Here is a 26,400-nt window from a genome sequence, read left to right on the forward strand (position 1 = left end):
CTGCCGGTGCTTGCGGCCTATGCGCACAAGAAGTCAATTGGGCAGGCGTTCCTGTACCCAGATAACTCGCAGAGCTTCGTGGAGAACTTCCTGCGGCTGAACTTCGGTAACCTTGCCGAGCCTTACGTGATGAACCCGGTGCTTGTCAAAGCGCTTGACCGCCTGCTGATTCTGCACGCTGACCACGAGCAGAACGCCTCCACCTCGACTGTGCGCTTGGTGGGTTCAACAGGTGCCAATATGTTCTCTTCAGTGTCTGCCGGCATTAATGCGCTGTCTGGGCCGCTGCACGGCGGCGCTAATGAGGCAGTGCTCGACATGCTGCAGAGCATTATGGATTCCGGCGGTTCAGTCAAACAGTTCGTAGAGCGCGTCAAGAATAAAGAGGCCGGGGTGAAACTGATGGGCTTCGGGCACCGCGTCTACAAGAATTATGATCCACGTGCGAAAATTGTGAAGCAAAGCGCGGATCAGGTATTGGCGGAGCTCGGCATTAACGATCCGCTGCTGGATCTCGCCAAAGAGCTGGAACAGATCGCGCTGGAGGACGACTACTTCAAAGAGCGTCGCCTGTACCCGAACGTAGACTTCTACACTGGTGTTATTTATAAGGCGATGGGCTTTAACACGCGGATGTTTACGGTGCTGTTCGCGATTGGCCGCCTGCCAGGGTGGATCGCTCACTGGCGTGAGGTTAATAGCGATAAGGCAACCAAGATTGGGCGGCCGCAGCAGCTGTACATCGGCGAGCCACGCCGCGATATTACCCGCTAGCAGGGCTGGAGTCGGGCGATGCTGCAACACCTTACCGACCCGGTGCGTTTAACCGCAGAAATCTGCAACATCAACTCGGTTTCTGGTAACGAAACTGCGCTCGCAGACCAGATCTGGGAGACCCTGTTGCAGCACGCACCGCACCTCAAGCTGCGTCGCGACGGCGATTGTATTATCGCGCGCACCGAGTTCGGGTGCGATACTCGGGTGCTGGTTGCCGGCCACATTGATACGGTGCCGGTGAATCACAACCTGCCGGTGCAGCAGCGCACTATCGACGGCGCCGCACAGCTGTGGGGTCGTGGCACGGTAGATATGAAAGCCGGGGTTGCGGTGCAGCTGTGCGCCGCGCTGCAGCTGCGGGAGGCAGCGAGCGATATCACCTGGGTGTGGTACGACCACGAGGAAGTCTCTAGCGAGCTAAACGGTCTCGGGCGGGCTCTCAGGAACAGCCCGCAGCTGTTTGCGGCTGATTTCGCGATTTTGGGAGAGCCCAGTAACAGTGTGATTGAGGCGGGCTGTAACGGCACGCTGCGGGCGCTGGTGCGATTCACCGGTAAACGCGCGCACTCGGCGCGCAGCTGGTGCGGCGTAAACGCTATTCACCGCAGTTATGAGGCACTCCAAAAACTAGCACAGTATCAGGCAGAGACGGTGACTGTTGCGGGGCTGGAGTATCGTGAAAGCCTGAACGCGGTGGGAATCAGCGGCGGTATCGCCGGGAACGTGATTCCCGACGAGGTTGTAATTGACGTTAATTACCGGTTTGCGCCGGCGAAAACCGAGGCTGCCGCGACGGTATTTGTGCGTGATTTTTTTGCGATGGCAGACAGTGTTGAAATTATCGACAGCGCCCCTGGTGCGCAGCCCGGCACTGACTCAGAGTTTGCCACTCGTCTGGCGGCGCAGGTCGGCGCGCAAATCCGCCCAAAGCTGGGGTGGACAGATGTCGCCCGCTTCACCGCTTTGAACATCCCGGCGGTTAACTATGGGCCGGGTAACCCCGAGCTGGCGCACGCCGACGATGAAGCTGTGGCGGTTGCTGAGATTACCGCCTGCTATCAGGGGCTGATGGCGTTTCTCGCTAAGCCAAGCGCGTGAGAGTGAGCAGCCCGTTGCCAATCGGTGACAGGCTGGCGCTGACCGCAGGTGATTCCACCATAATGTTGAGCAGGTCTCTAAATTCTTGTGTCACCTGATCACGTGCCGCGGGATTTGGGAGATTACCGCCGCGCAGCGCGTTCGGAATCAACAGCGAACCTCCCGGCTTGATAACCTGCAAACCGTACTCCACATAGTTGAGAATGCCGCCGGGGTTGGCGTCAATCAGCACTAAATCGTAGGCTCCGTGGTTAAGGCGTGGCAGCACGCTGGTGGCGTCGCCCTCAATTAAGCGCAGCCGTGAAGGGGTGATTCCCGCCTTTGCAAACAGCGGTTTCGCGTGGCGATGGTACTCTGGCTCAATATCGATTGAGGTCAGGTGCGCGTTGTTGTAGCGCAGCAGTGCCAAGCCGGAGAGCCCCACGCCGGTGCCGAGCTCACAGATGTGGGAGGCACGGCTAATCGCCGCAATGTTGGCAACCTGGGCAGCAAGTGCGCGACTCAGCGGCTCGATACCGTACTCCAGTGACAGGTGCCGGGCGCTAATCATCGCCGCGGTTTCAACCGGATACTGCTCTGCGAACTGCCAATTGCTTTCTAACTTGCTCACCGTTTTCCTTCCCTCTGGTACTAAGCATATTGTAAAGCAGCTTGCGGCGCAGCCAGAAGCGGTAAACTTGAAAGCATGGGTTTGAGTTTAGAAAAAATGCTGCTGATTTTGATCATCGCAGCTTTTGTTATCGGCCCAGAGCGTTTACCATACTATGCCGCGAAACTGGGGGAGTTGGTGCGCACTGTGCGCCGCACGGTGAACAATACCAAAAACCAGTTGCAGGATGAACTTGGCGAAGACTTTGACTGGAAGCAGTATGATCCGCGCCAGTATGATCCACGCCGCATTATTCGCGAAGCGATTATTGAAGACGCGGCAGCTGAAGCCGCTGAAAAAGAGGCAGCGCTAGGCAAAGAGCGCGCGGCGAGTTTGCCGCGGATCACGCAGCGCGCCGCTGACGGCACCGCGGTGGTCGCAGCCAGCACCACAGCGCACCTCGCAAACAGCCTGCACGAGGCCGGCGCTGCGGCGTGGGTGCCGTTTGACAGCGAGGCAACCTAACAGGAGTCACCATGGCAGACCGCAAAACCTATCGCCGGGCGTTCACGGTGAGCGCCATCTTGCTTAGCGCGTCACTGCTTACGGCTTGCGGATCCACCACCCCTGAGCCGGTCGCAACGAGCCCCAAAACTTCCAGCACCGCAACCGCGCCGCAGCCAGAATCACAGCAGAACTCTGCAGCGGAGCCAGCGCAGCAGGCGACCGGTCCGGAAGCGGCTCGTGCGAAATACGATATTGACAGCCCCGGCAGTATCACCGTGGTGGTAAATAAGCAGCGCCCGCTGCGCCCGCTTGACTACTATCCTGAGGGCATGGTGCAGCCGGAAATTCCGAACCTGCAGGGGCAGCCACTGCGCCCGGAAGCTAGCGCCGCGGCAACCGAAATGTATCACGCGGCGAAGGCCGCGACCGGTGCGGGATTTGCGATCTGTTCCGGCTTTCGCAGCTATGACTTGCAGGCGCAGCTGTACCGGGGTTATGCGGCGGAGTCGGGGCAGCAGGAGGCAGACCAGTTCAGTGCCCGCCCCGGGCACAGTGAGCATCAGACCGGGCTCGCGATGGACATTGTTGCCGAGGGCAGCGGTTGCCGCTTCGATGATCACCTTTATGTCACTGCGACCGGGCAGTGGATGAACGAGAATGCCTGGCGCTACGGTTTCATTCTGCGCTACGATTACGGGTTGCAGCCAATTGTCGGCTACATGACCGAAGAGTGGCACTGGCGTTTCATCGGCAAAGAGCTCGCAGCCGAAATGCACCACAGCGGTGTGAAAACCCTGGAGGAGTTTTTCGGCACGGGCGCGGCCACTGAGTACGCTGAGTAAGCTGCGGGGTGGGGATCCACCTCCCGCCTGCCAGCCTACGCGAGCTGTAGGTCTAAGCGAACTGCAACGGCAGCTGTTTGCCGGCCAGGCTTTCCGGGCGGGTTGCGATGCTTACTGCAAGCTGCTGCAGCTGTTCAACAACCGGGTCTTGCGGTGCGTTTAACACCGCTGGGGTTGCCGCGGTGGCCGCGGTGTTAAACACCGGTGACAGCGGCAGTGACGCTAACAGCGGCACGTTTTGCCCGGTGTGAGCGGTGAGGGTTGCGGCAACCTCGGCGCCGCCGCCGCTGCCGAAAATTTCTGTGACGCTGCCATCAGGCAGCAGCATTCCCGCCATGTTCTCTACCACGCCGAGCAGTTTTTGCCCGGTTTGCGCGGCGAGAATCCCGGAGCGGATCGCCACGTCTGCAGCCTGCTGCTGCGGGGTTGTGACAACCAAAACTTCGGCCTGCGGCAGCAGCTGCCCGATAGAAATCGCGATGTCACCGGTTCCGGGAGGTAAATCCAGCAGCAGAAAATCGAGATCGCCGTAGTGCACATCGGTGAGGAATTGTTCGATGGTGCGGTGCAGCATGGGGCCGCGCCAGCTCACCGCGGTGGTGCGCTGATCCTTTTCACCCAAAAACATTCCAATCGAGATTGCCTTGATGTTAAAAGCGAGCGGCGGTAAAATCATGTCTCCGACGCGGGTGGGGATGACAGTTTTGCCGTCTTTGACGAGCCCCAGTAGCCCCGGGATAGAGAAGCCGAAAACATCAGCGTCAAGAATTCCGACCCGGTATCCCAAGCCGCTTAGCGCCGCCGCAAGGTTCACAGTGAGAGTAGATTTGCCCACTCCGCCTTTGCCGCTGGTGACCGCAAGTACGCGGGTCAGGGAATCTGCGCCAAACTGTTGTTTTTTGGTGCCGCGCAGCTGAGCAATAAAGGCGGCACGCCGCTCAGGTGTCATCACTCGTACCGTGAGCTCAACCTGTGTCACCCCGGGCACTGCTGCCAGCGCCTCGCGGAGTGCGGTTTCGATGTGGGTTGCCGCGGGGCAGCCAGAGATTGTTAACTCCAGTGTTGCGGTGACCACGCCTGTGGGAGATACGGTGAGCTCCGGTACCATGCCCAGCTCGGTGAGAGGTTTACGAATCTCCGGGTCGAGCACGGTTGCGGCAGCCCGTTGCACCGCTGCGTGGAGCTCAGAGATGGCGGCTGGCTGTGAGGTCATCGCTCCTGTGGCTTTACGATGTCAAGCCGGCCGGTGAGCGGGTTCACCTCAATTTCACTGCCGGTGAGGGGCTGGCGCGGACTTGGTTCGTTACCGGGGCTTGGGGTTGGTTCTTTGCTCGCAGCCGCAGTAGGTGCAGTGGTAGTTGCAGCAATCACAGGGGTTGCAGTGGGCGCTGCAGCGGAGTTTTCTGCCTGTTGCTGGTTGAGCTCTTCAAGCAGGTCGCGCAGCTCATGGCGCACCCAGTCACGGTCTGGCAGATCTTTCAAAGCTAAACGCAGCGCAACAACCTCGCGGGCCAAAAATTCAGTATCGGCGAGGTTGCGTTCTGCCCGCTGGCGATCCTGCTCAATCTGCACCCGATCTCGGTCATCCTGGCGGTTCTGCGCCAGCAGAATCATCGGCGCCGCGTAAGATGCCTGCAGCGACAAAATCAGGGTCAGAGCGGTGAAGCCAATCGCGGCAGAGTCAAACCGCCAGGTTTCCGGCGCGAGTGTGTTCCAGAGGATCCACAGCACACAAAACATGGTGAGAAACACAAGGAATCCTGGGGTGCCCATGGCCCGGGCGATCGCCTCTGACCACTGCCCAAACTTTTCACTGCGGCTGACCCGCTCGGGTTTTTGATCGGCAGGGGTTTCGCTGTAGCTGTGCTTCTTGCGTGCCATCGGCTACCCTCCGTTTTCGCTATCGTCGTCAGCCTGGCGCCAGTCTTCTGGTAGCAGGTGGTCTAACACATCGTCAATTGTGGCAACTCCGAGGAGGTTGTTGTCGGCATCCACAATTGGGATCGCCACCAGGTCGTAGCTTGCCAGCCGGCGCGCCACAACCGCGGCCGGAGCATCGTCACGTACCGGCTCAACCTCGTCAAGCAGCGCAGACAGACGCTCATGCGGCGGATACCGCAGCATCCGTTGAAAATGCACAATGCCCTGATACTCGCCGGTCGGCGTCTCATAAGGTGGCAGAGTGACATACACAGCAGCCGCCATTGCCGGTGGAATTTCTGCATTGCGGATCATCGCAAGCGCCTCCGCCACAGACGCTTCTCCCGGTAGCACAATCGGACTTGGGTTCATCAAACCGCCCGCGGTGTCCTGGCCGTAGGCGAGAAGTTTACGGACGTCTTCAGCTTCTTCCGGCTCCATCAGCTCAAGCAGTGCTTCACCGTGTTGCTCCGGCAGCGCGTGGATGAGGTCGGCGGCGTCGTCTGGCTCCATATGATCAAGCACGTCTGCGGCGCGAGCAGTGCCCAGCCAGTCTAGAATTTCCAGCTGGTCGCTGTCGTTCATTTCTTCCAGGGCGTCAGCCACCATATCATCAGGCAGTTCCTGCACAACCTCGATACGGCGCTCCTCCGGGAGCTCTAGAATGCTCTCAGCGAGGTCAGCAGGCTTTAGATCTACCATGGTCTGAATCAGTCGCTCGGCGGAGTTTGCTGCTGTCTCTTGTGTGTTGTGCTGCAGCTCTTCCCACGGCAGCGTTGCTGACTCTGCCCGGCTGAAAGGTCCCGTGGTCTTGGGGAGTTTTACGAACACATCAGACACGATCCACTCACCGCTGCGATTTTTTTCGATTGCGGCGTCTTCGATGCGAGCTGTAGCGCCGGTCGTTTTAACCTGCCGCACCCGCCCAATAAACTCTGCTAAAACTCGATGCTCGGCGGCGCGTTGCTCAAACTTGCGCACGTCGAGCTGCCCGGTGCAAATAACCTGGCCACTGGCGATAGAGGTGATATCGCGGATCGGGATAAACACGCGTTTCTTGCCCGGAATCTCCACAATCAGCCCGACCACCCGCGGCGCTTCGTTCCAGCGCTCAATGGCAACCACGTCACGAACCTTGCCGAGACGGTCACCGAAGGGGTTAAAAACTGGTCGCCCTGCTAGCCTGCCAACGAAAACACGATTATTTGTCACAACTACTAGGTTAGTGCATTTCGGTAAATTCGGAGCTGGGATAAGGGTGGTTAAGTATAGTTGAGGTATGAGAAAACCAATGAATCGCGCCGTCCCTGAACAGTTGCTAGACACCAGCAACTCTGAGGTGATCTCGACTTATGATTCCATGTTGGCAGCGCATCACGCCGTTGATGTTTTGGCTGACGCAGGTTTTGACGTGCGAGAGTTAGCGATTGTGGGCAACGGTTTGACAACGGTAGAGCGTATCGCCGGGAAACTCAGTTACGGGCGGGTGGCTATTTCCGGTGCCTTCAGCGGGATTTACTTCGGGGCTGGTATTTCGCTGGTGGCGGTGCTCGCTGGTTTTGTGCAGAGCAGCAATATGCTCAATACGCTGCTCGCCTGCATGCTGATCGGTGTCGGGATTGGGGTTTTACTGGCAGTTGCTAACTACGCGATGAATCGTAACCGTCGTAGCTTCACATCCTTTGGAGGGATGCGGGCTGCGCGTTATGATCTGAAGGCACCACGCGGCCAAATCGCGGCAGCCCGACAGATTTTGGCTGAACACGCTGTGCAGCAGCACTAGGTTGTAGCAGTATCAGACCCCGGTTGCAGCGGGCTGAAGCCGTACTAGCATAACGCCAGGGCGAGGTGAAACCACTATTTGGTTCACCCCGCCCTGGCGTTTAAGTTAGTGTCACCACTCCGGATGATTATTTCTGGCGGTTAACCCAAGCCTCAACGTCGGCAACGGAGCGCGGAATGTCAGCTGACAGGTTTACCGCACCGGTTTCGGTCACCACTATGTCATCTTCAATGCGCACCCCGATGCCCCAGAACTCCTGCGGCACAGTGGTGTCACCAGGGTGGAAGTAAAGGCCAGGTTCGATTGTGAACACCATGCCTGGCTCCAAAACCCGGTCGTAGTACATTTCGCGGCGGGCGCGAGCACAGTCGTGCACATCTAACCCCAAGTGGTGGCTGGTGCCGTGCACCATGTACCGGCGGTGGTAAGGCACATTCGGTTTGGCATCAGTTGGCCAGAAGCCCCACTCTTTCACATGCTTTTCAATTACAGCTAGAGCTGTGTCGTGTACCTCGTGGAAGGTAATGCCCGGACGCACCACGGCAAATGCTGCATCTGCAGCCTCCAAAACCGCCTCATAAACCCGGCGTTGCACCGCAGTGAACTTGCCTGAAATTGGCAGAGTGCGGGTGATGTCTGCGGTGTACAGAGAATCTACTTCCACGCCTGCGTCTAGTAGCAGCAAATCACCCGGCTTCACGGCGCCAGTGTTTTGCACCCAGTGCAGCGTGCAAGCGTGTTCGCCCGCAGCTGCAATGGTGTCGTACCCTTCCCAGTTGCCCTCAACGCGCGCGTGTTTGTGGAACATTACCTCCACAACCCGTTCGCCCCGCTCCGCTGCAATGGCTTCGTCAAGGCCTGCAACAACCTCTTGGAAACCGCGCGCGGTCGCCGCAACAGCAGCCTCCATCTGGGAGATTTCAAACTCGTCTTTGACGATACGCAGCTCGTCTAAGAACTGTCCAAGTTCTGCGTCTTCTAGGGTGACATCAGCAGCGCTAGGGGAGAACTCAGCAAGATCAGCGGTCTGCAGTTGCAGCTGAATTGCCACGTCTTGTAGTGACGGGGTTGGGCCGATCCAGAATTCCCCAGTTTCGCTGTTGGTAAAGAACTCGGCGCTGTCACGCCCGGCGGCCGCCGCGAAGTAGAGCGTGACGTCGTGGTTGCTGTGGTTGCCTGCACCTGCGGCGGTGGGCTCGAACACTAGTATTGCGCCCGGCTGTGCCGCCGCGCCCCAGCCGGTGAGATGGCTAAACGAAGAATCCGCTCGGAACATGTAGAAAGTGTCGTTGGCGCGCTGCTTCATGATGCCCGCGGCAACCACCACCCGCCGCCCGGCAAAGGCGGCGCTCACCGCATCACGGCGCTGCTTGGCAAACGGTGCAACCTCCCACGCGGTGATCTCGGCGGTCTCCAGCGGTGCCCACCCAGTGCCCATGTAGGCAACAAACTCTTCGTTCGGAGCCAACGTCGCACGTGCTGAATTGTCAATTTGTGCTTCGTGTGTAGTTACTTGATTTTCTGCAGCAGTCATACTCTCTATTGTCGCATGTTACAGGCCGCAGAAAGTGCAGCAAAAACCCAGTTTAAGGTATGCTCAACAACATGGCGGATTTAACCTACGACCTGCACACGCACTCTACCCACTCCGACGGCACAACAACTGTTGCTGAACTGGTGCAGGGTGCGGTCGCTGCCGGGCTAGCGGGTATTTCCCTCACTGACCATGACACCTGTGCAGGCTGGGATGAAGCGCGAGAAGCCACTGCGCTTTTCGGAATCGATTTTCTGCCGGGCATTGAGCTGACCACGAAACACGGTTGTCATTCGGTGCATCTGCTCGGCTACGGCATGAATCCGCACTACGAACCGCTCGCCACAACCCTGCTCTGGCTACGAGAACAGCGGGTGCAGCGGGTGGAAGAGATGGTCATGAAACTAGCGGCTGATTATCCGCTGTCGTTGGCTAAACTCCGGGCGCGTGCACAGGGAGCGGTGGGGCGGCCACACATCGCTGATGAGCTGGTTGAACTGGGGATTGTGGCGGATCGCGCCGCCGCATTCGCTACCTTGCTGTCACACCGCAGTAAATACTATGTTCCGGGACAATATTTGGAAACTAGACGCGCAATTCAACTGGTGCGTGCCGCTGGTGGAGTGCCAGTGTTGGCACATCCGGCTGCTGGACGTAATCACAGCGCGATTTCCCGTGCCGACATGCAAGAGTTTGTTACGGCTGGGTTGCTTGGCATCGAGCTGCGGCACCCCGAAAACAACCCTGAGTTACTGCAACAGATTGAGTTCGCGGCGGCGGGGCTAGGACTTTTAGTCACTGGCTCCAGTGACTACCATGGCAGTGGCAAACCAAACCGCCTCGGTGATGAAACAACCGAGGCGGCGGTAGTAGCGCAAATCAGACAATTGGCGGCGGTGCCGCGCTAAAGGCAGCGGGGTGCGCCTGGCTTCGTGCCTTATCACTCAGCAGTCGCACAGCGAGGTGGTTGCGCTATTGCTGAGCGGTGACCGGAGTGCTCGGCCGGCGATTTCGCCTACGGGTGCTTGGCTTACGCTTAGATTCGGTTACGGTAATTACGGTGCGCCGCGATCCATCTTCTGGCTGCACAGCATGTTTTGCGGGAGCGCCGTTCTGCCCGCTGCGTGCCCGTCGCCGGCTGCGGCTGCGGCTGCGGCCCGCGGTTTGCTCGCTGGTTTGCTGCTGTGACTGCTGCGCCGGCTTGGTGGCTTGCTTGATGCGCCCCTTGGTGCCCTTTGGAATATCTAAATCGCTAAACAGATGCGGCGAAGATGAATAGGTTTCCGGTGGTTCTGGGAGTTGGAAATTGAGGGCATTGTTAATCAAGGCCCACTTATGCATGTCTTCCCAGTCAATCAGGGTCACCGCGATGCCGGTGTTCCCGGCGCGCCCAGTGCGCCCCACCCGATGTAGGTAAGTTTTGTCGTCATCTGGCACAGTATAGTTAATGACGTGAGTGACGTCATTTACGTCGATACCGCGCGCCGCCACATCGGTTGCAATCAAAACGTCACGATTACCGGTCTTAAAGTGGGCCATCTGCTTTTCACGCTGCTCCTGTCCGAGATCACCGTGCACTGCTGCAACCGCGAAGCCGCGCCCGCGCAGTTCCTCCTGTAGTTTGGCTGCTTGACGTTTCGTGCGGGTAAAAATAACGGTTTTACCGCGGCCATTTGCCTGCAGAATCCGGCCAATCATCTCGTCTTTGTCAAGATTATGGGCGCGGTAAATCAGGTGCTGAATATTGTTCTGGGTTGCGCCCTCGGTCGGATCAGAGGCGCGAATATGTACCGGTTTACGCATAAATCGCCGCGCTAGAGTTACTATGCTGCCTGGCATAGTCGCAGAAAACAGCAAAGTGTGGCGAGTCTCGGGAGTCAGGCTAAACAGTTTTTCTATGTCAGCCAAGAAGCCCAGATCCAGCATCTCATCAGCCTCATCAAGCACCATCACTTCAATCTCACTGAGATTCAGTAGGCGCTGGCCAGCGAGATCCAGCAACCGCCCCGGAGTCCCAACCACAACCTGGGCCCCGGCGCGCAACTGCTGCACCTGCTCATCATAAACTTTGCCGCCGTAAATCGCCACAACCTGGGTTGCGCGGGCGCTGCTTACACCAGCCAGATCTTCGTAAACCTGCACCGCCAGCTCGCGTGTTGGCACCACCACGAGCGCCTTCACACCGGGAGCCGGGTTGGTGCCGAGACGCTGCAACAGTGGCAGCCCGAAGCCGAAGGTTTTGCCGGTGCCGGTTTTTGCCTGACCGATAATATCCTGGCCGGTTAAGGCCAGCGGAATCGTCTGCTCTTGAATCGGGAAAGCAGCGGTGATGCCGCGCGCGGCAAGCTCGGTGACGAGATCTTCGTCAATTCCTAGTTCTGTAAATGTTGTCACTTGTGTTCCGTTCGTGGCACACCGTGATGTGCCGGTCTTGCTGTGACTGAGCTGCGGGGCGCAAGGGTTTTGCGCCGGCACACCGTGAATACAAAATTTTAGGGAGTAAAGCAGTACACTAAAAAGTATGTTTTCGTGGCTCAGTCGTTTTAAAAAGCCTACGGCATCAGTTGCCGAGATGCTCGGCAAAGCAGATGAAAAGGTAATCCGTGTTGAGGTCAAAGAGTTTGCCCCCGGCATAGTGCCTTTTCTAAGTTTAAACGCTCTTACCGAACTTTATCTGTATGAGGCCGCAACTCAGGCGGTTTTAGGCGCAGAATCACTCGCCGCCAAGAGTGCGCTCGCCGATATTGCTGGCGCTTCGCTGGCTAAACACAAGCGGTTTGCGGCAGAGCTGAAGCGCCGCGGGCATCAGGTTGATATCGAGATGAATCACTATATGCCGCGTTTTGCACAGTACACTGACCGCATTCAGGTGGATGACTGGCATCAGCATGTGCTCACCGTGCTGCTTGTTGGTGGCATGCTAGAAGACTTTATGGCTAGCCTGGCTTCCGGTTTGAAAGACAGCTTCCGGAAAGAAGCGGCTGAAATTCTCAGTGATCACTCGTCACAGCAAGACTTGCACGTGCTTTTGGCGGCTGAAATTATGGCGGATCCGCGAGTCGCCGACAAGCTAGCCCTGTGGGGGCGACGCTTGGTCGGTGACACTCTGCTCCTGGCGCAAGACATTTTGAAGCTCAGCGAAAACCGCCAGTTTGTGTGGGAGGAGATGGAGCCAATCTTCACCGAAATTACCAGCGACCACATGCGCCGCATGGACTCTTTGGGGCTCACCGCTTAAATGCAACTACCCGCGATTAGCTGCGCCCAATTTGCTGCCGGTACCTGTGTTTCCTGCAGTGAGATTACGGTTCCGTATGAGCAGCAACTGCAGCTGAAAAGTGAGGCGTGCGCGGCGCTGTTGCAGGATTATTTTGTGGATCCGACCGCCCCCGTGTGGCTAACACCGCACCGCAGCGAGGTCGCGGCGTTTCGCAACAAAGCAAAATTTGTGGTGCTTGGCTCCGCAGGTAAGCTGCTTTTGGGTTTACAGGGACCGCGGGGGCCGGTGGATCTTACCACCTGCCCAATCCAGGATCCGCAGCTGAATGCCGCGGGACAACAACTGCGGGAGTTTATGAACGGTTTACCGCTGTCCGGCTATGATGTAGCGCGGCGGCGTGGAGATCTCAAATTTGTGCATGTCACAGTTGCGCCGAGCGGTAACCTGCTGGTGCGTTTCGTGGTGCAATCAATGGCGGCAGCTGAGCAGATTGCCAGCCGCGCCGCGCAGCTGCGGCAGGTGCTACCCGAGGCTGAAACTGTGACCCTCAACATTTTGCCGGAGCATCGGGCGGTGTTAGAGGGGGACACCGAGTATGTGCTGTGGGGCAGTGGGCTGCGGGTGCGGCTGCCGCAGGTTAGTTTGCAGTTGCTGCCGCAGAGTTTCTTCCAAACCAACACCGCGGTTGCGGCGGGGCTTTATGCCCAGGCGCGGCAGTGGGCGGATCAGCTGCGGCCGCGCAGCGTGCTTGACCTGTATTGCGGAGTTGGCGGTTTTGCGCTGCACCTTGCGGAGCCTAAAAATCAGGCGGGGCATGCCGATGGTGCCGAGTCTGTAGGCCTGACAGGTGCTGCAAGCACGGCAGTGCGCCGGGTGGTGGGTGTGGAGCTGAGCGAGTACGCCGTGCGCGCTGCGAAGCGTAGCGCTCGCGAACAGGGGTTGGCGGCGAGTTTTGTTGCGGCTGATGCAACTGCGTACGCTTTACAGCTGCAGGAATTTCCAGAGCTGTTAATAGTAAACCCGCCGCGGCGCGGTATCGGGCGCAAGCTGTGTGAGTGGATCCAAGGCTCCCAGATCCACCATATAATTTATTCCAGCTGCAACCCCGAGAGTCTCGCCGCCGATCTGGCGCAGCTGCCCGGGTACCGAATAACTCAGGCGCGGATTTTTGACATGTTTGCGCACACCAAACACGTGGAGTGCGCAGTGCTGTTGCAGCGTATGGGAGAACAGTAAAACGTGTGCGTGAACTCCGAAAACGTTAGCTTGCCAGCGCTGGCAGCGGATTCATGGTGCCGGTATGAGGCTAGCTGTCGTAATTAAAGCCGTTCCTGATAAGTCGACGCCATCTGCGTTGCCGGTGGCGGTAGAAAACTTGGGCAAAGCCCCAAACTATCGGGGTTAGGGGCCCGGCCTTAATGGTAACGGTGTCAGTGTAGCGCGTGCGAGTTGGGGAAGCTGGGGTGATAGTAATCAAATGGTGCCACTGCTTGATGAGTGTGCCCTCACCTGCATCGAGTAACTGCTGGGCAGGGGTATCAAGTTTAATATTGATACGCTGCTTACCGAGATAGATAAAACCCAGCAGGTACATTTGTACGGGATAGCTGCCGTTTTGCCAGATAGCGGGTAGTTGCTGTTGGGTGCCGCTGTCAGAAATGGGTTTAAAACGTATTAAAGGCGTAGCAACATAGTGCAGTGAGCGGCTCTGTAGCAATTCGGAAAAGAGCTTTTCAGCTGGGCAGTTAAAAACGGTTGCTACTTGGACACGCATTACTCTAGCTAAGTGTTTAGTTTGTGCCTCTCAGAACTGGTGATTAGCTGACAAATCCAGCTTTGCGAGGCGCAGCAGCGCCAAACTCGATGTAACCTAGTGCTGCCAGCGGCACCAGATACTGGCGGTCTTTAACATCGGTGAACATTACGGTTGGCTCATGCCCGCTGTACGCAGTGTTAATGGTTTTGGCGATTTCAGTCGCGCTCAGGGGGCTTTCAAAAACAAGCTCTTTAGGGGTGTGCTGAATGCCGATGCGTACTTCCATAATTTTCCTTTGGACTGGGCTTAAAGCAAGCTCTGTGACTATCAAACACCATAATTTTACTGCACCGAGCTTGAGAGTGACTGTGTTTGCCAGCTGTAATTAAGCTAATTTATCTGGTTTCAGACCAAAGTTGTCAATGCAGTAAATATACTTGCGAGTGTGGAAGATAATAAGTTTTCGCAGCTTACATACACCGCTGGGCAGCAGCAGGTACGGCGCCTCAACCCGGCGATGCACGCCTTGCTGCTCGGAGCTGCCGGCAGCGGTAAAACCACGGCGCTGTTAGCGGCCGCGGCGCAGCATCAAAATGTGTTATTTTTCGCCCCCAATCGGCAGGCTGCGGCACGCTTGAAACAAGCATATTTGCAGCTAGCCACGGCTCCTGCCGTTGGCGCAGTAGCGCAAACCATGCAGGCTTTTGCACTGCAGCTGCTAGCCGCTGCTGCGCTGCAACAGGGCACTGTGCAACCGCGTCTTTTAACCGCGGTGCTGCAAGATGAGCTAATCACACAGCAGCTGCAGCGCAGTGATTTTCCAGACTTTCAACACGAGACTAACCGCGTCTATCTACGCACCGAGATTCGTAACCTGTGGCAACTTTTTGAAGAGCTTGACCTCACCGTTACGCAGGCAGCAGCTCAGCTAGAGCAGCATCGCGGGAGCCTAGCTGAGCAGGTGTTTGCTGCCATCACGGTGCTGTCGGGATGCGAAGCTCAGCTAGCCGACAGGGCAGAATACTCCGCAACCGGTGTGCTAAACGCTGCTGGCAGACTGCTACAGGAGGCACCTGGGCTGGCATTACCACAGCTGGTGATAGTTGACGACGCGGCCGAACTTACCCTAGCCGAGCAGCGTTTCTTGGAGCGCCTAGCTGGTGCCGGGGTAGCCGTGTGGGCAGCGGCAGATCCTGATACTGCGGCGCAGGTGCACATTGCCGAGCCACTGTCGCTGCCGGAGTTGCTGACCGCGCTACCTGCAACTCCAGCAATGCTGCACGCTGCAAGCAGTGCCGGAGGCCACGCACAAGATCAGGTGCAGCAGCTGGAACTCCTAGAGATTGTGCGTTTCCCGGCAGAAATCGCCGCTGTCATTAAACGGCTCAGCGGGGCCATTGGAGTGCGTGGCACGGCAGCCTACCGGCAAACTACTGTGAGCGCTTCCGGCGGTGAGGTAGCCGCTTTCAACTGCGATTCACCGTCTGCCTTAAGCAGTGCAATAGCCTATCAGCTGCGTCAGGCAAAGCTTGGGTTAGCGGCTGCGCCGTTGAGCTGGGAAGACATGGTGGTGGTCTGCCGCAGCCGCGACACCGTGGCACAACTGTGTCGGGAGTTGAGCCACCGCGGAGTGCCGACCAAAACCAGCGGCGGCGGCATCGTGTTACGTGATCACGCAATCGTGCGCAGCCTGGTGCTGTTACTGCAGGCCGTGATTGCCGAGCAGAAGCTAAGCGATGAGCAGGTGCAACAGCTTTTGATTGGTCCGCTTGGTGGATTCACCGTACCAGATGTCGCTCTGCTGAAGCGAGATTTGCTGGTGGCGGTGCGCGAAGACGCTGATCCTGAAACCCAAACCGCCAAAGGGTTGCTCGCTAAGCTGTGCGCCGGGCAGTTAGCGCTGCCACCGCAGCCGTCGGCGGCAGCACAACGAGTGGCAGAGTTCGCGCAAATAATGCAGATAGCCGCAGCACGCAAAGAAACCAGCAGTCTATCTGAGTTGTTGTGGTTGCTGTGGGATGGATTGTGTGACGCGGCTGCGCTGCAGCAGACAGCGCTGTCAGGCAGCGGTGATGCAGCGCGTGACGCTAACCAGCTGTTAGATACCGTGCTAGAGCTGTTTTATGTTGTGCAGCGTAACGAGTCTCAAGAGTTAGGTGTTGCGCCCCTGGCTTTTCTAGCTGAAATTATGGCCAGCGAGGTGCCGCAAGACACCCTTGCCCGGCAGGCGCAGCACCCCGCCGTTACCGTGACCACACCGCATATGCTGCTTGGTCGAGAGTTTGCGGTGGTGTGTGTGACAGATCTACAGGAGGGGTTATGGCCAAACCTGCGCTCCAGAGATGCTTATCTGCAGCTGGCACAGGTGCAAGCAGTGCTACGGCAGCAGCCGGAGGTGGCTGACCGCTATCAGCTGTTGCACGCCGAAACTAGGCTGCTGCTTTTAGCGTGTTCCCGCGCGGTTAAGAAGCTGTGTTTGTTTACAGTCACAGATGATGAAAAATATCCGAGTCCGCTGTGGCGCTTCTTTCTAGACTACCTGCAACCTGTAACTGGACAGCTGCTACACCTGACGCTGCGGGGTGAGGTTGCGCGGTTACGGGCTGCTGTGGAGCACAACCCGCAGCAGCTGGTTGCTGCGGGGCAGTTGGCGCGGCTAGCAGCAGCTGGGGTGGCTGGGGCAGACCCGGAGCAATGGTATGGTGCCGGCACCCCCAGCGGAGAGCCAGCTCTGTTTGCTAGCGCAGCCGATATTACCCTGAGCCCTTCAACTCTGGTGGCACTGCAGCAGTGTGCGGCCGGGGCGGTTTTGAACCAGTTAAACGGGCAGCGACCGGTGCAGTTACGGGCGGCAATCGGCACTTTGTTGCATGCGGGGCTGGAACACAGCAGCAGCATCAATGAGCACAGCTGTGAAGCGGTGATGCAGCCAGTGCAGCAAAACTGGGGTAAACTACCGTTTAAAAATGCGGTTATCGCTGATTTGGAGCTGGAAAAAACCGCGGTTGCTGCCGAAAATATTGCTAAATACACGTTTGCGCAAAGCAAAAACTGGCAGGTGCTCGGCAGTGAGGTGCCTTTCCAAATGGAGGTTGCGGGGGTCAAAATTCGCGGGGTGATTGACCGTATCGAGCAGCACACTGCGGCTGACGGCAGCACCCAAATCAGAATTGTGGATCTTAAAACCGCAAAAACTCCGGTTACGGTGAAAGAAGCTGAGCAGAGTCTGCAATTGGCCGCTTATCAGTACGCGGTTGCATCCGGAGGGGTGCAAAACACTGTGCAGTCGCAAAATGTGTCAGGGATACAAGCGGTGCTGGTTTTCCCGAAGTATGAGCAGGCAGCTACTGCGCCGGTTACAGAACGGTCCCAAAAGCAGCTGGATGCCACACAGCAAGCACAATTTGAAGCAACCGTGGAGCAGGCCGTGGAAACCTTACAGGGAACAGTTTTTGAGATCGATACCTCCGGGCAGTGCAAAAACTCACTGTGTGAGCTGCAACTAATTCCGGCAGTGAGTTGGCAGGAGTAACACTATGACAAAGCAGATGCTTTTCAGCGCCGTGCAGGTGGCAGAGATTTTATACTTTGACGCGCCGCAGGTGCTCCTGCCAACAGCGGAGCAAAGTCGAGTCATTGAGGCACCGCTTGGCACGCAGTACCTGGTTGTTGCAGGCGCCGGTTCGGGTAAAACCGAAACAATTGCACAGCGGGTTGTGTGGCTTATCGCCAATGGTTTAGTGCAGCCGCAGCAAGTGCTTGGGCTGACATTCACAAATAAAGCTGCCGGAGAGCTCAGCGAGCGCGTGTTGCATCGGCTGCAGAAATTTGTGCACAGTGCACTGCGCGAAGACAGTGGTTTAAGCAGTAAACAACTGCAACAGGTGCAGCAGCTGCAGCAACAATTAGAAGCAGGGTATGCCTACCCGGAAATCTCAACCTACAACGCCTTCGCTGCCGGAATCGTGCGAGAATTTGGGGTGGTCGCGGGTCTTAACCCGAGCGCCAAAGTGATGGATGAAGCAACCGCGGTGTTACTGGCAGAAGAGATTATTTTGCAGCAAGACAGTGCAGCGCTGCAACAGCTACAGATGGATTCACTAACCGCTGCGGCAGTGCTGATTAAGCTGGAAAACGCAATTGTGGATAACGCTGTCGACGTGCGCGCAGTGCAAGCTGAAATAGACAGTGTGCTGCAGTTGCAAAACCTGCCGCGAGGCAGCGCCAGAGCCCGCACAGCCCTCAGCGCAGGGGTAAAACGGGCCGCCAGTGAAATGCAAATAACCGCGGCGCTATTACCGTTAGTTGCCGCTTACCGCACCCTAAAAGCGACACGCAACTTGCAAGAATTCTCCGACCAAGTCGCCGGCGCGGTGCAGGCAGTCACCGCAACCTCGCACACCGTGGCGAAGTTGCGCGAACGCCACCGGGTCATTTTGCTCGATGAAGTGCAAGACACCAGCGTTGGGCAAACTGAACTGCTCACCACCATTTTTAAGGGTGCAGACGTTATGGGTGTGGGCGATCCACACCAATCGATTTACGGCTGGCGTGGCGCATCGGCTGAGAGCCTTGAAAAGTTCTTGCCCAACTTTAGTGGTTATGACGGGCACTCAGCGGGTGAGCTTTTAACCCTGTCAACGAGCTTCCGTAACAGCCGACAAGTGCTAGCAGCGGCCAATCAAATCGTGTCGCAGCTGCAATCAGCGTCGCGGCTACAGCTGCCGCAGTTGCAGCCACGGCAGTCTGCCCCCGAAGGACAAGTAGTGGCAGCCAGCTATGAAACCAGTATCGAAGAGGAAACAGCCGTAGCCGCAGAGATCCAAAGGATGCGGCTAGCTGCGCAGCAGGAGCAGCAGGAGCCGCCCACAATCGCGATTATTTTGCGCACCCGTAAAGACATGGAGGGTTTTGCTGCGGCCTTACGTCGCAAAAATATTCCGTACACGATTGTGGGCTTGGGGGGTTTGCTGACCGCGCCGGAAGTGGTGGAGCTTATCAGCGTCGCAAAAATTGTGGCGCAGCTTGACGCCACCAACGAGCTGGTGCGGCTGCTAGTAGGGCCGCGTTTTAACGTGGGACTGCACGACTTAGCACAACTTTCGAAAATAGCGCGAACACTGCAACGACAAGACAGTCAAGGCACCCAGTTAAGCGCCGCAGCCGCCGCGGCGGACGAGGTTTTAACCGCCCCAGAACGCACCGTAACTATTGTGCAAGCACTTGATAGCTTTGCACAGCGAACGCTGCATGACGAGCTGTATCGAGACATCAGCGCAGCTGGTAAGGCCCGGCTGCGGGAAGCAGCGCAGCTGCTGCGTCGCCTGCGTCAAGGCGCCGGAGCAGACGTGCTCGAACTCTTTTACCGGTTGGAGCGAGAGCTACGGCTCGATATTGAACTTGCTGCGCACCCGAAGATGTTAGGCGCAAAAGCGCAGTACCTAATCGACCCCCGCAGTAATCTTGATCGCTTCCTGCGCGAGGTCGCGGGATACCTCAGTATCCACCCCGAGGCTACCCTCAAGCAGGTGCTGGTGTGGTTAGAAATGGCGCAGCAAAGCGATAAGATTCCCGCCCAAGTGCCGGCGCCTACCCCGGAAACAGTTCAAATCATCACCTCCCACTCCGCAAAAGGACTGGAATGGGACGCGGTGTTTGTGCCGCGCCTGGTGGCTGGTGGGCTCCCCACCAAACTGAAAGATAGCTATGGGTGGCTGACAAGAGGAGTGCTGCCAAGCCGACTCAGCAAAGACCACGCGGCGCTGCCGCAGCTACAGTTACAGCAGGTCACCGATCAAGATAACTTCGATAAGGTTGTGCTGCAAGACTACCGGGAGGCGCTCGCAGCGCGACACAGCCTGGACGAAAGACGCGTCGCGTATGTCACCTTTACGCGGGCAAAAAAGTGGCTTTATTTAAGCTATTGTTTCTGGCAGCGGGAGTCGAAAACCCCGGCTGAGCCGAGCCCCTATATCGCAGAGCTGATAACCGCCGAAATTCTGCCGCAGCTGCAGGAAGCAACAGAACACAGTGAAAAACCAGCAACCGCCGTAAATACTACGCAACAACACTGGCCGCTTGATCCTCTCGGGGCAAGACGAGCGAACTTTATGGCGGCAGCAGCAGCCGTTAGGCAAGCAAGCGTCAGTCTAGCTAACGCAGCAGAGTCAAACATCGCGCCGCTAAGTGAACTGCAGCAGCTGCTGCTCTTAGAAGCACAGCAAACACAGGCCCAGCAGGAGGCATTGCCGAACGGTAAGATTAACGCCTCGGCTTTTGCGCAGGCGTTAGCCGATCCACAACAGTATCAACTGCAGCTGCTGCGGCCAGTGCCGCAGCGGCCATATCGTGGTGCCGATATTGGCACCCGGTTTCACGAGTGGGTGCAGGCCCACTATGCCACAGCTGCGGTGCATACACCGCAGCTAGCCGGGCTCGAAAGTCCCGCTGGGGAAGGCATCCAGCAGCAACAAGGGTACGAGATGCAAAGCGCTAAGACCTTGCAAAAACTGCAGCACAATTTCAGCTCGTCCAAGTGGTATCGGAAACAACCAATCGCGGTAGAACAGGAAATCTTAATGCCGTTTGCCGGTGAAATTATGCATTGCAAGATGGATGCGGTGTTTGCGTGGCAGCAGTCAGACGGTTCCGAAATTATTGAGATTGTTGACTGGAAAACCGGCAAAGCTCCCGTGAGCGATGCCGAAAAGTTCGAAAAATTCTTGCAGCTGCAGCTGTATCGGCACGCTTACCTGCAAGAATACAAGCTGGCACCGGAGCAGGTAACCGCAACCCTGTTTTACGTCAGCGAAAACCGCACACTGCGGTTAGACGAGCTGCCGGAAGCGCAGATACTCAGTCTAGCTGACTTGGAGCAGCGCTATCGCGCGGCGCAGGGGAGTGCTGGAGCGCCCGAGGTCTCCGCCTCCCAAGGGTAAGGCTAGTCCTGGCGTGGCGCAGAGTTGCTCTCGCGGGGCTCTGCCGTATCCGCATGTGCCGCAGGAACAGGGTCGATAAAGTCAGTGTCAGAGTTAAACACCCGCTCATCATCCAGCAGCTGCAACTGCTGCGTGTCGTTGAGGTGCGTTGCCTGCGGTTTGACGTGCTCGGTGGCGTCAAGCAAATGCTGCACTTCCCACTCGGAAAGCGGCGCGGCCGCGGGCGGTAAAATCGGGACGACCGCGCGATCCACCAGCATATCTAACAGGTTTTCAGCGTCTGCGATAATCTCAGGGTCGTGAGTTTCGACACCGTGCAGCAGCCACTTTGCGAGCTCTAACTCGTGATAGAAATGGGCTCGATAAAGCAGCTTTTGTAAATCTTGGCTGGTGCTCTCGGCGTAGCGAATCAAAACCTCGTGCAGCACACCAGCAGGGGCTGCACACAACCAAGCAAAATCGATTGCCGGATCGCCCACACTGAGCTCGGCAAACCCGAGCATAGCGGTGACCGAGTCAGCATCAACCAAAAAACTATCGGCGGTGACATCACCGTGAATCGTCACCGGCTGGAAATCCCACAGCGTGACCTCTCTGAGCACCTGCTCCCAGCGCTCCTTAATCGCCACCGGCAGCCGCTTGGTCTGCCACGCTTTGGTGACCAGTCGGGCAGCTTCCACGCGGCACATTTCCGCGCTGCGCACCGGCAAACCGACGCGGCTCAGCAGCGAGCTTGGCAGCTGATGCAGAGCCTCTAAAGCGCCGGCGAGAGAAGCGAGCAAAATCGCATCCGGCCGCAAATCTGCGGTGTTGAACTTCTCGCCTGGCAAAAAAGTTGCAACAGTGGCAGGCCACTCTCCGGCGCGCGTGATGCCCAAAACCGTCGGCACCAAAAACGGCAGTTGGCTACGGGCCCCGGCGGTTAAAGCCGAAAGCGCAATATTCTCAGCAGCCTGCTGGGCGGCGGCGGCATCATGTGACGGAACCCTGACGATGACGTCACCAGAATCACACGATACAACCGCAGCGGTAAAGTTTGCATCACCCGCAAGGCTGTGTTTCCGCGCAGAAAGCGGGTACAGATTCGGCACAGCGCTGGTAGCAAGCGCCGCAAAAGTTAGAGGAATACTCGCCATGGTTATAGCCTAGCGGGGTAACTTTAAAGCCTTTTCTGCCACGCTGAGAAACCACAGTGAGTCCCGGTAAAGTTATCACCAGCAGTATTTGTTTAAGGAGACCGTATGCAGCAGATCTTGGAGCAGCTGGACGAACAGCAGCGCGCGGCAGCAACAGCTCTGCTCGGTCCGGTTGCGATCCGAGCCGGAGCTGGCAGCGGTAAAACTCGCACCATCACTCACCGCATCGCACACGGTGTTGCCAGCGGCGTTTACAACCCGGACAAGGTACTCGCCCTCAGCTATACGCGTAAAGCCGCGCTGGAGCTCGGGGAGCGGCTGGCACGGTTGCAGGTTCCGGGCGTGACGAGCCGCACTTTTCACAGCCTCGCGCTGGAACAGCTGCATGAATTTTGGCCGACCGTCGTGGGCGGTGAACGCCCGACCCCGCTCGGCAGCACGGCTAAGCTGCTGCTGGTGCAACAGGCTGCGACGGAGGCGGCACTGCAGGTGTCAGACGCGGTGGCGCGAGAAATTTTGGCAGAACTAGAGTGGCGCAAAGTCTCAGCGCTTAGCTACGAAGGCTACCTGAGTGCGCAACGCACCGGGGTTGTGGGCGTCAAACCGCAGCAGGTTGTGGAGGTGATGCGCGCTTACGAAGAATTAAAAATTAGTAGGCGAGTGATTGATTTTGAAGACGTTATCGCGCTCACCGCGGGAATGCTCGCCGCCGAAGACGCCATCGCCCGCAAGGTGCAGCAGCGCTTCCGGTATTTCACTGTGGATGAGTACCAAGATATTTCACCGCTGCAATACACTCTGCTGCACGAGTGGCTGGGCGAAAACAACAATAATCTCTGCGTTGTCGGCGACGCCAGCCAAACCATCTTTAGTTTCGCCGGAGCAAACCAAAACTTTTTGCTGCGCTTCGCAAAAGAATACCCCGAAGCCACCACCATCACCCTGCACCGCAACTATCGCAGCACTGCCGGAATCGTGACAGCCGCTAATAACCTGATGCGGCAAGCGCCCGGGGCTATTGAGCTGCAAGCTGTGGCAGGGGGTGGATCCGCGCCACGCGCCGCGTGGTTCCGTACAGCCCGCGAAGAACTGCAGGCGGTTACTGCCGCGGTGAAACAACAAATCAGCGCTGGCACGCCGGAGTCGCAGATAGCAGTTTTGGCGCGCACCAATCAGCAGCTCGCGGAAATTTCGGAGGTGCTGCGCGCCAGCGGGGTGAAAACTCAGCTGCCGGAAGATCCCTGGTTGTTTAGTTTCCCGGTGGTGAAAAACGCCGTGATTGCGCTGAAGGCAGCTGCGGCGCAGGCAGATGCCCAGAGCCCACAGCAAGACGCGGAGCATACGGTTTTAGATGTGTTGCGGGCTGCCGGTTACAGCACCAAGGCCGCTGCTGATCCGGAGCGTGAAGCGCAGCGACGCTTGCTGCAGCGGCTGCTGGCGGTGATTGACACGCACTGTGCGGCGCTGCCGCTGCCGGAGATAGCTAAACGCCTGCAGGAAATGATGGCAACGCATTTTGTGCCGCAGGAAGCCGCCGTCGTGCTGCTGCCGATCCACTCCGCGAAAGGCCTGGAATGGCACACCGTATATATAATCGGTGCGAGCGAAGGGAAGTTGCCGATTCAGCAGACGCTCGACAACGCTGCCGCGATTGCCGAAGAGCAGCGGTTAGCGTATGTGGCGTTTACCCGGGCCCGGGAACTACTGCGGGTCTCTTTGAGTGGCTCTGAGCAGCAAGGGGTTGCGCCGTCACGCTTCTTGCAACAGGCAAAAATTCCGGTGCAGCGGTTCTGATTCCGGGCCTAGCGGTTCTCGCACTGTGTAATGCTATGCACTGTTCGCAGGCTACGCTGCTGCGCGGCAGGTTCGCTGAGTGCAGGACGGGTGTCTTAGGCAGTCGTGAGCTCCGCAAGCTGGCTATGCGGTGATGCCGTCAGATGCGCGCACAGACAGTCGGCATCGGGGCGCAAGTAGTGGACCCGTGGTAATGGAATCTCCGCCTGTGAAAACTCGAAGCTGAACTGTTTACCGGTAGCAGCGTAGGGGGCTGCTACCAGTTGTGCGAGCAATGGCGCGATGTGTTTCACAACAGTGGCAGTTTCGGTTGCTGCAGTGTGGCCGAGCAGCTGTGGCAACATAATACTTTTGTCAGGGTCTGCACGCAGCGTTTCATGCTCGCAACAGGCTGCGCACGGCGTGGATTCGGCGGTTAATAGAGGTCCGATGCGCACACAGCTGTCACTAAAGGTAATTGGCAGTTGTGCTGCGGTGCTGTGCTGCAGCTGAGACAGTGACAGTTGCTGATCGACCAAAAAACGATTGACGGTGATTAGCAGGTCGCTGGTGCTGCTGGGGAGGTGGCCGTGCCAGCTCAGGGCTTCGTGCAGCAGCAGCGCGGTTCGGGTGGCGGTTTCACTTGCAATTATTGGTACCGCAAGTTGGTAGCTGGCGGTTTGAAACAGGTTGACGGTGGTCGTCGCGGCACTGGGAGAAGAACTTGCTTGCAGCACCGGAGCCAGCAAGCGGAGCATTTCCTGTAAGTGTTCGGGAGAGATTTTGCTGCGCTTCGCAGTACGTTTCAGAGCGGCCATTGTGGTTCCGGTGAGCAGTGAGCTGATCAGAGTACGGTCTTGCTCGGTGAGGGCACTGAGCTCTAAAGCAGCTGTGCTGAACCCGAAGCGGATGGTGTGTGGATCAACCCAGGCAGCAACGAACTGCGGCGCAATTTTTAGAAAAATTCCCGGTGTGTGCATGCAACAAATATCGCACGGCAGCGCCGGAGCGTGGTGGTTTTCCACAGGAAAACACGGCAGAGAGTTTATCCACCCCTTTCTTGCAAGCGATTAGCTGGGGTCACTAGGGTCGTTTGGATTCTTCGGACCGGCTGCATCGTCCGGCTCCGTCGGGTTAGCAGTGTCAGCTGGGCCGTCATAGCCGCCCGAAAGCAGCTTTGCCAAATCAGCATCAAAATCATAATCAGTATCTGCCTCAGGGTTAGTGTCCGCAAACCCAAGCCGCTCGAATAACCGCGCAGGAGTCTCCAACTCTGCGATTGTTGGCAGTAAATCAGGGTGTTGCCACAGGCTGTCACGCAGCTGTGCACCGCCAAGTTCGGTGATGCGCTGCCACAGCTGCTGTGCCTCACGGAGCTTCCGCGGCTGTAGCTCCAAGCCAATCAGCGAGCCAAAAACTTTTTCCGCCGGCCCGCCGGTTGCGCTGCGTCGGCGCATTAGCTCCGCAAGCGCCCCAGCCTGCGGCATATCCTTGGCAGCTGCTGCGGTGACCACGTTAACCCATCCCACAATCAGCGCTAAGAGATGGCTAATATCCTCGTGAGCCTGCTCCTGCAGTTCAGTTTTCGGCGGGATTAACGCGCCAGACTGCAGCAGCTCGGTGATTGCCTCGGGGTTGGCAGGATCCACCTCAGACACCACAGTGTCAAGCTGTGAGGTATTAATTTCGATGCCACGCGCGTAATCAGAGATTGCGGTCTCCAAGTGTGGCCGGAGCCATTTCGCGTGCTTGAAGAGGCGCGCATTAGCGAGCTCCCGGATAGTGAGGTAGAGCACCAACTCTGCTTTATCAGTCTCGAAGTCAGCAACAAAGTCGGAGATGTTACCCGGCATAAAGCTGCCTCCGGCGTGGCCAGGAAGCTGCAGCACTGGCACTCCGATGTCACCGCCGCTAAACACTGTTGCGGCTAGTTTCGCGATGGCGTTACCGAGCTGCATTGCAAACATTGCGCTGCCGAGGCGTCGGAACAATCCAGACTGGCCAGATATTAGTGCCTGTACCTCAGGCGGAAATTGCTCCTCTAAAGCGTTGTTAAGTGCTGTGCAAATAGACTCGGCAACCGGCGATGCGAAACTGATCCAGGTATCGATGCTGCCGGTAATCCACTTGGTACGGTCTAGAAACTTCGGGGAGTCTGCGGCAGCGCTCATCGCCGTGCTGCGGTCGAGCCATGCCGTAGCAAGGGTAAGCGAGGTGTTAATCGCGTCCGCGGTGGCAGCTGCTGCTTCTTTTGCGGGAGCTGGGTAGTGCTGCAATGCTGCCAGCGCCGCTTTGCGAGTTGCTGCAGGGTCAATCACCTGTGAAGTGTCTACTGAATTGTGGGCTGCGTTAGAGAGGTTTTGGAAAATACCAAACAGTGTAGCTGGATTTGTGGGTAGCCCAGCAGCTTTGGCGAGGTCGCTCGGATCCATGCTGCCGCCGAACATCTGCTGCAGCATTTTCGCTAGCTCTGCTGGGTCGAAACCGTCTGGTTGCTGATTTTTGTCGCTCATAACCACCTCATAAA

The 26,400-nt window shown here is 57.6% G+C and carries 22 protein-coding genes; 11 read left to right on the top strand and 11 right to left on the bottom strand.

Annotated elements, in window-relative coordinates; all coding sequences use genetic code 11:
- Nucleotides 1–774 (top strand): citrate/2-methylcitrate synthase (locus F5897_RS00005; RefSeq protein WP_281375758.1); only part of this gene is annotated, 774 nt, incomplete at its 5' end.
- 18 nt (nucleotides 775–792) lie between these two features.
- On the top strand, nucleotides 793–1,875 hold the full coding sequence (dapE, locus tag F5897_RS00010; RefSeq protein ID WP_183304046.1) for a succinyl-diaminopimelate desuccinylase: 1,083 nt from the start codon (nucleotides 793–795) through the stop codon (nucleotides 1,873–1,875).
- Here the strand turns inward: dapE and F5897_RS00015 are convergent.
- Nucleotides 1,859–2,485, bottom strand: a complete 627-nt coding sequence (locus F5897_RS00015) for a class I SAM-dependent methyltransferase (protein WP_183304047.1) — start codon at nucleotides 2,483–2,485, stop codon at nucleotides 1,859–1,861. The genes dapE and F5897_RS00015 overlap by 17 nt on opposite strands.
- Before the next feature lie 75 nt (nucleotides 2,486–2,560).
- Between F5897_RS00015 and F5897_RS00020 the strand changes: the two genes are divergently transcribed.
- Both F5897_RS00020 and F5897_RS00025 read left to right on the top strand, forming a co-directional pair.
- Nucleotides 2,561–2,989 carry a twin-arginine translocase TatA/TatE family subunit gene (locus F5897_RS00020; protein ID WP_183304048.1) on the top strand — a complete coding sequence of 143 codons (429 nt, stop codon included), beginning with the start codon at nucleotides 2,561–2,563 and terminating at the stop codon, nucleotides 2,987–2,989.
- A gap of 11 nt (nucleotides 2,990–3,000) precedes the next feature.
- On the top strand, nucleotides 3,001–3,813 hold the full coding sequence (locus F5897_RS00025; protein ID WP_183304049.1) for a M15 family metallopeptidase: 813 nt from the start codon (nucleotides 3,001–3,003) through the stop codon (nucleotides 3,811–3,813).
- A 52-nt stretch (nucleotides 3,814–3,865) separates the two neighbouring features.
- On the opposite strand, the gene F5897_RS00030 is transcribed toward F5897_RS00025, so the two are convergent.
- From F5897_RS00030 to F5897_RS00040, 3 genes are read right to left on the bottom strand one after another with little or no spacing between them, the layout of a single operon-like run.
- Nucleotides 3,866–5,026 (bottom strand): P-loop NTPase, encoded by a 1,161-nt coding sequence (locus F5897_RS00030; RefSeq protein ID WP_183304050.1) that lies wholly within the window; start codon nucleotides 5,024–5,026, stop codon nucleotides 3,866–3,868.
- Nucleotides 5,023–5,694, bottom strand: a complete 672-nt coding sequence (locus tag F5897_RS00035) for a DUF1003 domain-containing protein (RefSeq protein ID WP_124823919.1) — start codon at nucleotides 5,692–5,694, stop codon at nucleotides 5,023–5,025. Before F5897_RS00035 ends, F5897_RS00030 begins: the two co-directional genes overlap by 4 nt.
- A 3-nt stretch (nucleotides 5,695–5,697) precedes the next feature.
- Nucleotides 5,698–6,945: a magnesium transporter MgtE N-terminal domain-containing protein gene (locus tag F5897_RS00040; RefSeq protein WP_124823920.1), complete on the bottom strand. Its 1,248-nt coding sequence runs from the start codon at nucleotides 6,943–6,945 to the stop codon at nucleotides 5,698–5,700.
- 67 nt (nucleotides 6,946–7,012) lie between these two features.
- Here F5897_RS00040 and F5897_RS00045 point away from each other — a divergent pair, with 67 nt between their 5' ends.
- Nucleotides 7,013–7,516: a YflT domain-containing protein gene (locus F5897_RS00045; RefSeq protein WP_124823921.1), complete on the top strand. Its 504-nt coding sequence runs from the start codon at nucleotides 7,013–7,015 to the stop codon at nucleotides 7,514–7,516.
- Between the two features lie 127 nt (nucleotides 7,517–7,643).
- Here the strand turns inward: F5897_RS00045 and F5897_RS00050 are convergent, their stop codons facing one another.
- Entirely contained in the window at nucleotides 7,644–9,050 is a 1,407-nt protein-coding gene (locus F5897_RS00050; RefSeq protein ID WP_183304051.1) for an aminopeptidase P family protein, read from the bottom strand.
- Nucleotides 9,051–9,121: 71 nt separating this feature from the next.
- Here F5897_RS00050 and F5897_RS00055 point away from each other — a divergent pair, with 71 nt between their 5' ends.
- Complete coding sequence (locus F5897_RS00055) at nucleotides 9,122–9,958, top strand: PHP domain-containing protein (RefSeq protein ID WP_246332160.1); 837 nt, start codon at nucleotides 9,122–9,124, stop codon at nucleotides 9,956–9,958.
- 64 nt (nucleotides 9,959–10,022) lie between these two features.
- Here F5897_RS00055 and F5897_RS00060 read toward each other — a convergent pair whose 3' ends face one another.
- Nucleotides 10,023–11,444 carry a DEAD/DEAH box helicase gene (locus F5897_RS00060; RefSeq protein WP_183304053.1) on the bottom strand — a complete coding sequence of 474 codons (1,422 nt, stop codon included), beginning with the start codon at nucleotides 11,442–11,444 and terminating at the stop codon, nucleotides 10,023–10,025.
- 127 nt (nucleotides 11,445–11,571) lie between these two features.
- On the opposite strand from F5897_RS00060, the gene F5897_RS00065 reads away from it, so the two are divergent.
- Together F5897_RS00065 and F5897_RS00070 are read left to right on the top strand one after the other, a co-directional pair.
- Nucleotides 11,572–12,288, top strand: a complete 717-nt coding sequence (locus F5897_RS00065; protein WP_124823925.1) for a ferritin-like fold-containing protein — start codon at nucleotides 11,572–11,574, stop codon at nucleotides 12,286–12,288.
- Nucleotides 12,289–13,506, top strand: a complete 1,218-nt coding sequence (locus F5897_RS00070) for a class I SAM-dependent methyltransferase (RefSeq protein ID WP_183304054.1) — start codon at nucleotides 12,289–12,291, stop codon at nucleotides 13,504–13,506.
- A gap of 70 nt (nucleotides 13,507–13,576) precedes the next feature.
- Here F5897_RS00070 and F5897_RS00075 read toward each other — a convergent pair whose 3' ends face one another.
- Together F5897_RS00075 and F5897_RS00080 are read right to left on the bottom strand one after the other, a co-directional pair.
- A complete protein-coding gene (locus F5897_RS00075; RefSeq protein WP_124823926.1) occupies nucleotides 13,577–14,044 on the bottom strand; it encodes a hypothetical protein in 468 nt (155 codons plus the stop codon).
- Between the two features lie 43 nt (nucleotides 14,045–14,087).
- Nucleotides 14,088–14,312, bottom strand: a complete 225-nt coding sequence (locus tag F5897_RS00080) for a DUF3107 domain-containing protein (protein WP_124823927.1) — start codon at nucleotides 14,310–14,312, stop codon at nucleotides 14,088–14,090.
- A 159-nt stretch (nucleotides 14,313–14,471) separates the two neighbouring features.
- On the opposite strand from F5897_RS00080, the gene F5897_RS00085 reads away from it, so the two are divergent.
- Complete coding sequence (locus F5897_RS00085; protein WP_183304055.1) at nucleotides 14,472–17,558, top strand: PD-(D/E)XK nuclease family protein; 3,087 nt, start codon at nucleotides 14,472–14,474, stop codon at nucleotides 17,556–17,558.
- Nucleotides 17,559–17,562: 4 nt separating this feature from the next.
- Nucleotides 17,563–20,964: an ATP-dependent helicase gene (locus F5897_RS00090; protein WP_183304056.1), complete on the top strand. Its 3,402-nt coding sequence runs from the start codon at nucleotides 17,563–17,565 to the stop codon at nucleotides 20,962–20,964.
- Nucleotides 20,965–20,966: 2 nt separating this feature from the next.
- Here F5897_RS00090 and F5897_RS00095 read toward each other — a convergent pair whose 3' ends face one another.
- On the bottom strand, nucleotides 20,967–22,100 hold the full coding sequence (locus F5897_RS00095) for a phosphotransferase (RefSeq protein ID WP_183304057.1): 1,134 nt from the start codon (nucleotides 22,098–22,100) through the stop codon (nucleotides 20,967–20,969).
- A gap of 105 nt (nucleotides 22,101–22,205) precedes the next feature.
- On the opposite strand from F5897_RS00095, the gene F5897_RS00100 reads away from it, so the two are divergent.
- On the top strand, nucleotides 22,206–23,894 hold the full coding sequence (locus tag F5897_RS00100; RefSeq protein ID WP_183304058.1) for an ATP-dependent helicase: 1,689 nt from the start codon (nucleotides 22,206–22,208) through the stop codon (nucleotides 23,892–23,894).
- Nucleotides 23,895–23,989: 95 nt separating this feature from the next.
- Here F5897_RS00100 and F5897_RS00105 read toward each other — a convergent pair whose 3' ends face one another.
- Together F5897_RS00105 and F5897_RS00110 are read right to left on the bottom strand one after the other, a co-directional pair.
- A complete protein-coding gene (locus F5897_RS00105; protein WP_183304059.1) occupies nucleotides 23,990–24,853 on the bottom strand; it encodes a hypothetical protein in 864 nt (287 codons plus the stop codon).
- A 90-nt stretch (nucleotides 24,854–24,943) separates the two neighbouring features.
- Nucleotides 24,944–26,386: a zinc-dependent metalloprotease gene (locus F5897_RS00110; RefSeq protein WP_183304060.1), complete on the bottom strand. Its 1,443-nt coding sequence runs from the start codon at nucleotides 26,384–26,386 to the stop codon at nucleotides 24,944–24,946.
- Nucleotides 26,387–26,400: the final 14 nt, after the last annotated feature.

This window comes from Canibacter oris, assembly GCF_014197205.1.
Classification (GTDB): Bacteria; Actinomycetota; Actinomycetes; order Actinomycetales; family Microbacteriaceae; genus Canibacter; species Canibacter oris.